This is a genomic window from Streptomyces sp. NPDC005706 (genome assembly GCF_040631045.1).
GTDB lineage: Bacteria > Actinomycetota > Actinomycetes > Streptomycetales > Streptomycetaceae > Streptomyces.
Map to the genome: position 1 here is coordinate 91,105 of NZ_JBEXYS010000029.1, position 6,420 is coordinate 97,524.

Genomic DNA, 6,420 nt, shown 5'->3' on the forward strand with positions numbered 1-6,420 from the left:
TAATTGGAGGGACCCGCGGTGGCAGCAGCACCAGTCTGGAGTGTCGACCCGCGCACCGGGAAGCAGCGTGAACAGGTTGCGGTGGAGGCCACAGCCCAGGAGGTGGACGCGGCCGTCCGGGCGGCGCGGGCCGCGCGCGGCGCCCTCGCCGACCGCGCCGTGCGCTCGGCCTTCCTCCGCTCGGCCGCCGCCGGCCTGGACGCGGCCGCGGACGGCCTGATCGAGACCGCCGACGCCGAGACCGCCCTCGGACCGGTCCGCCTCACCGGCGAACTCGCCCGCACCGTGTACCAGTTGCGGGCCTTCGCCGGCATCGTCGACGAGGGCGCCTTCCTGGACGTGATCGTCGACCACCCCGACGACTCCGCCACCCCGCCGGTCCCGGACCTGCGCCGGTACAAGGTGCCGCTGGGCGTGGTGGCCGTCTACTCCGCCTCCAACTTCCCCTTCGCCTTCTCCGTGGCCGGCGGTGACACCGCCAGCGCCCTGGCCGCGGGCTGCCCGGTGGTGGTCAAGGCCCACCCCGACCACCCGGCCCTGTCCGAGCTGGTCGCCGGGGTGCTGCGCCGGGCGGCCGCCGAACACGGCGTCCCCGAAGGCGTCGTCGGCCTCGTGCACGGCTTCGAGGCGGGCGTCGAGCTGATCGGCCACCCGCTGGTCGCCGCGGCGGGCTTCACCGGTTCGGTGCGCGGCGGGCGCGCCCTGTTCGACGCGGCGGCCGCGCGTGCGGTGCCGATCCCCTTCCACGGTGAGCTGGGCTCGCTGAACCCGGTCCTGGTCACCGAGGAGGCCGCGGCCGAGCGCGCCGAGGCGATCGGCTCCGGGCTCGCCGGGTCCATGACCCTCGGCGTCGGCCAGTTCTGCGTCAAGCCGGGCCTGGTGCTGGTGCCGTCCGGCGACGCCGGCGACACGCTGCTGAAGTCGCTGGCCGACGCCGTCGGCGACACCGCCGCCGAGGTGCTGCTCGACCACCGGATGCGCGACAATTTCATCGCGGGTGTCGCCGAACGCGCCCAGCTGCCGGGGGTGGAGACGCCGGTCACGCCGGGCCCGGGCGGCGAGCACACGGTGAGCGCGGGCTTCCTCACGGTCCCGGCGAGCGGTCTGACCGCAGAGGGGGCGTACGACCTGCTGCTGGAGGAGTGCTTCGGGCCGGTGACGGTGGTGGTCCGCTACGCCGACGACGCCGAGGCCACGGCGGTGCTGTCGCGGCTGCCGGGCAACCTCACGGCCACGGTCCACCTGTCGGCCGGGGAGGCCGCCGGTGAGGGGCGCGGCGCGGAGATCCTGGCCGAACTGACCCCGCTGGCCGGGCGCGTGCTGGTCGACGCGTGGCCGACCGGGGTGGCGGTGGCGCCGGCCCAGCACCACGGCGGCCCGTACCCCGCGACCACCTCCACCTCCACCTCCGTGGGCGGCACCGCCATCGAGCGCTGGCTGCGGCCGGTCGCCTACCAGAACGCGCCCGAGGCCCTGCTGCCCCGGGAGCTGCGCGACGACAACCCGCTCGGGCTGCCCCGCCGGTTCAACGGCCGGCTGGAGCGCTGAGCGGATCGGCCGGACGCCGGACAAGGAACCTGGGACACTCGCGCGATGGACGTAGAACTCCCCGAACTGCCCTTCTCCCTGCGGACCTACGGGCCTGACGGCAACTGGTCCTACGAGGGCGGCGTGCTCACCGGCTGGGCCGGACCCCGGCAGGACCGGTTCGTGCCGCCCACCGGCGAGGCCCTGGACCCCGCCGCCGACGCGCCCCGGCTGCTCGGGGCGCCCGAGGGGGACTTCCAGCTCATAGCCAGGGTCACCGTGGGGTTCGGCGCCTCCTTCGACGCCGGGGTCCTGTACGTCCACGTCGGCGACCGCGCCTGGGCCAAACTCTGTCTCGAGTACTCCCCGGACGTGCCCACCGTCTGCACGGTGGTCACCCGGGGGCACTCCGACGACGCCAACTCCTTCACCGTCGATGGAAGTTCGGTGTGGCTGCGGATCAGCCGCACCGGCCGCGCCTTCGCCTTCCACGCCTCCCGGGACGGCCGGCACTGGACCTTCGTACGGCTCTTCACCCTGGGCGAGGAGAAGGAGTCCGGCGCGGCGCTGGTCGGCTTCATGACCCAGTCGCCGCTGGGGGAGGGCTGTGTGGTGACCTACGACCACCTGGAGTTCCGGGCCGGCTGGCCGGACGACCTGCGCGACGGCGGCTGAGCACTACGGCCGGGGCGCGCCCCCGGGGAACCGGAGCCGCGCCCCGGCACGTCTACCGGTGCATGATCGACGCACGCCGGACCCCCCGGTCACTGATGATCAGGACAGCTCTGCCCGCGGAGGCCGAGGCCGTCGCCGATGTGATGGTGCGGGCCCGGTCCACGTACTACCCGGACGGCCTTCCGGACCCGGACGTCGACTGGACCGAACGGTGGCGCCAGACCATCGAACGGCCCGACGGCCACGTGCTGTGCGCGGTGCGCGACGCCCGCCTGGTGGGCCTGGCCTCCTTCCGCGCCCCGGAGGGCTCGCCCGCCGGAATGGTGAAGCTGTTCCAGTTCCACGTCGCCCCCGGCCACTGGCGCGAGGGCATCGGCACCGCCCTGCACGCCGCCTGCGTGGAACAGTGGCGGGCCGACGGAACCCGGACGGCCGCGCTCGAGGTGCACGTCGACAACCTCCGCGCCCAGGCCTTCTACGCCCGCCAGGGCTGGGTCCCGGATCCGGAGCACCCGGACGACGGCCATCTCCACCTCAACCTGGTGTTCACGGTCCCCGGGGAATGAACCCCGCTGCTTGAACGTTCATGTACGCGCGCGGAGACCGCCTCCGCCGCCGTACGAGCTGGAGAAGAGCCGAGAGCATGCGCGTCGAAATCTGGAGCGACATCGCCTGCCCTTGGACCAACAGAGCCATACGTTAGCGCACAGCCCCTGACCAGGGCGAACGGCCTTGCGCCTAGGGCGAGTTGGGAAGTTGCTCAGCGACGAACGACCCCCGGCCAACCTCCAGCCGTAGCCACCCCTCAGCGCGCAGCGCCACCAAGGCTTTCTGCGTAGTCGCCTGCGCTGTCCCGTACTCCGCTGCCAGCGCGACCGTGCCGGGGAATCGCTCGCCCGGTTGCCACTCTCCAGCGCGCAGCCTGCGCCGTAGGTCATCGGCAATCTGCGGCCAGAGATTCCGGGAACGGTCAAGATCCATACAACGAGCCTGCGCGCTATCGCGTGAACCCGCTACCGCGCTTACGCGTAACCGCATAACCTCAGATGGGAGACATACAAACGGCCCCCGGCGATACGGCGGAATCGGATCACCAGGGGCCTACTCGCTGGATTGGAGCGAGCATGGAACAGCTTAGGTACTTGGGCACGGACAGCGCGAGCGGCAAGACGGCCTATGTCGTGGCCGAGCCGGGCGGGCCGCTGGAGAGGCTTGCCGACATGACCGCGCTGCGAACGGCCGCCGTGGTCACCGCACTTGTGGGGGAGATCCTTGAAGCGGGGAACGCCAGTGACGCCGAGTTGGCGGTGTTCGTTCCCACCCTCTACGAAAACCTCTGCGGCGTAACCGAGGTGGCCGCCCGATTGCTGGACAGCGAGGAGTAACCGGCCCTCTAACGCACTGAACCCCCGGTGACCGTGGAATTGGTCGCCGGGGGTCTCTCGTGGCCGCACAGAGCGTTTCTGATCGGTCGTCAGGTTACTAGCCAGTAACAACAATAGGGCCTCGCAGCCTGCCAGCAATAGGCAAGCCACGGGGCCTAGCACCTAGGAACGTTCCTAGGTGGTCCGCGTGTGACCGGTCGCCTGTATTACAGCGCCGGGCGGTAGCTTCAGATACGCCGCGTAAAGGTCTAGCGCGCGTATGACGGCCTCGCTCGCTGTCCCACAACCGGTTAGCTCTTGTATGGCAGCGAGGTTGGCGCGGGACTCATCGGTATGACGGACGCTTAGGGCTTTAGGGTTTCGGGTCATTTCATGTTCTCCACGGTTGGCACCTAGGAACGTTCCTAGGTGATCTCAGCGGGCGTAACTCGCGTTTCGAGCGCGGATTTTGGGCCTGCGGAACCCCCGCGCAAACGGTCTAGGTTGCGGTCACAGCTTTTTGCCTCCCTGCCGCGCCGCATTTAGGGCCGGAGGGAGTCCCTCCCCAGGGGGGTGGGTCAGAACGGCGGCACGTCGTCACGCATGCGGTAGTAATCGCTCCGCTGTGCGCTCTCGGCCTCCCGCTGACTCCGCCTCTCGGCCAGCCATCCGCCCGGCTCGCGCTTAGGCCGTTCCTTTGCATCACATGCCTTGCATAGAGGTCGCAAGTGCTTATAGGCATCGGGATTCGGCTCGCCCTTTGCGACAAGTTCAGTCCGCGATATCGGCCAATGGTCGGCCACCTTTGCAGCGTGACCACACAACACACACCACGGATTGTGATAGATGAATCTCGGCTGCACTCGCTCTCGCCAGTCACGCCCGTAATACGAACCACCACGGTTAACCCGCTGTGCTGCTCTCTGCTTTGCGTGCTCAGCGCATGCGCTCTCGCGTCCGCGTATCAACTCGGGGCACCCTGCCTGCGGGCATGGGCGAGGGGGTCGGCTAGGCATGGGGTATATCGCTTTCAGCGAGGGGGGCTGTTGCATAGCCACCTAGGAACGTTCCTAGGTGGTGGGTGGCTTGCTCAGCGCGCGGTATAGCTCCTCGCTGCTCAGCTCACGCATACGCTCTCGCGCGTCTATGGCTTGCTGTACGTCGTCCAGCTCATAGAGGGAATCCAGCGCGGCGAGGATCACGTCATGCGTCGCCTGAACCAATCGGGCCGCCCGGTGCTGGTCGGCATTCCCGCTGTCCACCATGCGGCGCAATTCCTCGGCGTAGCCCTGCGCATATCCGAGGGCCTGCGTTAGCGCCTCGGCGTGCTGCGGTGCATCGTTGTCGGCAAGCATGGTTCCTCCTTCACACCAGCACACACGCCAGTGAAGTTGCGGTGCGGCATATCCGCAGGTCAGAAAAGGGGCCAGAAATCGCCGGCCTGGCCCCTTCTCTTGCGACAGCGAACGGCTTACGGACACTCGCGCCGACAGCCACGGCAAACCCATTTCAGGTATCCGGGCCCAGCCCCGTACATGCGATAGCGGGCAGCCAATTGCCGAGCCGTTAGCGGTTCCTCTCGCCTGCGGCCACGTTCGACCAAATGCCGATGAGACAGCGGGATATAGATTCGCCGGATCGGCCCTAGGTTCCCGCAGAGTTGGCACGCCTGCATTACTCGTCTCATGTGTCCTCACAAAGCAAAGGCCCCCTAGTCAGCGGGAATCCACCGACCAGGGGGCCAAGCATCACGCGCCAGCGCCGACGTTCGTTAGGCGAGCCGCAGCGCGACCACCGAACACAGCGATACCGCAGTAAAACTCGATACGCGTGCGGTAGACCGGCTTGTCGTGCACCTCGCCTAGGTCGTAGGCGTCAACGCCGCCATTCGTCAGACCAGTTACCGCCATGTCGTTCTCACCGCTACCGAAGCGAACGGCGTAAGCGTCCGTCGACGGAACAATGTCGGTACCGTCCGCGCGCTGGCCAGCGTCGAGGAGCGGAATACCGTTCCAGGTTGGCGACAGCTTCCCGGCGATATCGGCCATCAGAAGCTCGCCGTTACCCTGTCGGCGGAAGCTGGAACGCAGCTTGGCAATGAGACCGGAGTTCATGTAGATAGCGCCGGTCTGAGCGTTGATGCCGGGAACGGCACCGAGTAGAGCGTCCAGCTTGTCGAAGAAGTCGTATCCGCCCGTAAGCGGGTCGACAGCGCCAGCGTCGATTACCTGCGAACCGGTCAGACGCTTACGCAGACCATCGAACGACTTAGGGTCAACGGCCGTGTCACCGTTGAAGAACGTGTCGCTAAACATGATGCTCGCGGCCTTGACCTTTAGATCACTCTGGATCGCACGCTGGTCGTTTAGATCGGCGCGAGTCTTCACAATGAACCGGTCAACGTCAGCGTCACCACCGAGGATCACGAGGTTTTCGATCCGCTGGTTTACGGTGCCGGTCGACTCGGTGTAAGCCTCGTTCACCGCGCGGAAAGCAACCCCCGGTAGGGTCGCCTCCTCGTTGTAAGCGAAGTGCGTACCGACAACCGTAGTCATCGGAATGCGGTCGAGAATCGGAGACGCCTGAACGAACGTCTCAATGACGCCGCGCTGTAGATCGTCCTGCGATAGCTTGGCGGACTCGGCAAGAGTCTGTGCCATGGTTGAACCTCAATTCAGGGGAAGTGAACAATTACGCGTGTTCACCACATGTCTGAGGTCGCCTCAGTTTCCAAGACCTCGCGTCTCGGAGTTAGCGGGGAACACTGCGGTACGGAGGGAGGAACGGGGGCGCATCGGGTCCGACACGGCAGTTGACTCCTCGGCGCGGCACCGCCTGTTGCCCGGCGGCGCGA

General features: G+C 67.7%; 7 protein-coding genes. 4 read left to right on the forward strand and 3 right to left on the reverse strand.

Annotation, left to right across the window (positions count from 1 at the left end; translation table 11 throughout):
- Positions 1-18: 18 nt before the first annotated feature.
- The 3 genes from ABZ478_RS31595 (at position 19) to ABZ478_RS31605 (ending at position 2,768) form a co-directional block, all read left to right on the forward strand.
- The gene (locus tag ABZ478_RS31595) at positions 19-1,548 is read left to right on the forward strand and encodes an aldehyde dehydrogenase (NADP(+)) (RefSeq protein WP_359554651.1); all 1,530 of its coding nucleotides are present in this window, start codon (positions 19-21) and stop codon (positions 1,546-1,548) included.
- Positions 1,549-1,593: 45 nt separating this feature from the next.
- Positions 1,594-2,202 (forward strand): DUF1349 domain-containing protein, encoded by a 609-nt coding sequence (locus ABZ478_RS31600; RefSeq protein ID WP_359554653.1) that lies wholly within the window; start codon positions 1,594-1,596, stop codon positions 2,200-2,202.
- Between the two features lie 95 nt (positions 2,203-2,297).
- Complete coding sequence (locus ABZ478_RS31605; RefSeq protein ID WP_359554655.1) at positions 2,298-2,768, forward strand: GNAT family N-acetyltransferase; 471 nt, start codon at positions 2,298-2,300, stop codon at positions 2,766-2,768.
- Between the two features lie 172 nt (positions 2,769-2,940).
- Here ABZ478_RS31605 and ABZ478_RS31610 read toward each other — a convergent pair whose 3' ends face one another.
- Positions 2,941-3,240: a GntR family transcriptional regulator gene (locus tag ABZ478_RS31610; protein WP_359554657.1), complete on the reverse strand. Its 300-nt coding sequence runs from the start codon at positions 3,238-3,240 to the stop codon at positions 2,941-2,943.
- An 86-nt stretch (positions 3,241-3,326) separates the two neighbouring features.
- Between ABZ478_RS31610 and ABZ478_RS31615 the strand changes: the two genes are divergently transcribed.
- The gene (locus ABZ478_RS31615) at positions 3,327-3,587 is read left to right on the forward strand and encodes a hypothetical protein (RefSeq protein ID WP_359554660.1); all 261 of its coding nucleotides are present in this window, start codon (positions 3,327-3,329) and stop codon (positions 3,585-3,587) included.
- 1,049 nt (positions 3,588-4,636) lie between these two features.
- Here ABZ478_RS31615 and ABZ478_RS31620 read toward each other — a convergent pair.
- Positions 4,637-4,921: a hypothetical protein gene (locus ABZ478_RS31620; protein WP_359554663.1), complete on the reverse strand. Its 285-nt coding sequence runs from the start codon at positions 4,919-4,921 to the stop codon at positions 4,637-4,639.
- A gap of 393 nt (positions 4,922-5,314) precedes the next feature.
- On the reverse strand, positions 5,315-6,226 hold the full coding sequence (locus ABZ478_RS31625; protein ID WP_359554665.1) for a major capsid protein: 912 nt from the start codon (positions 6,224-6,226) through the stop codon (positions 5,315-5,317).
- Between the last annotated feature and the right edge of the window lie 194 nt (positions 6,227-6,420).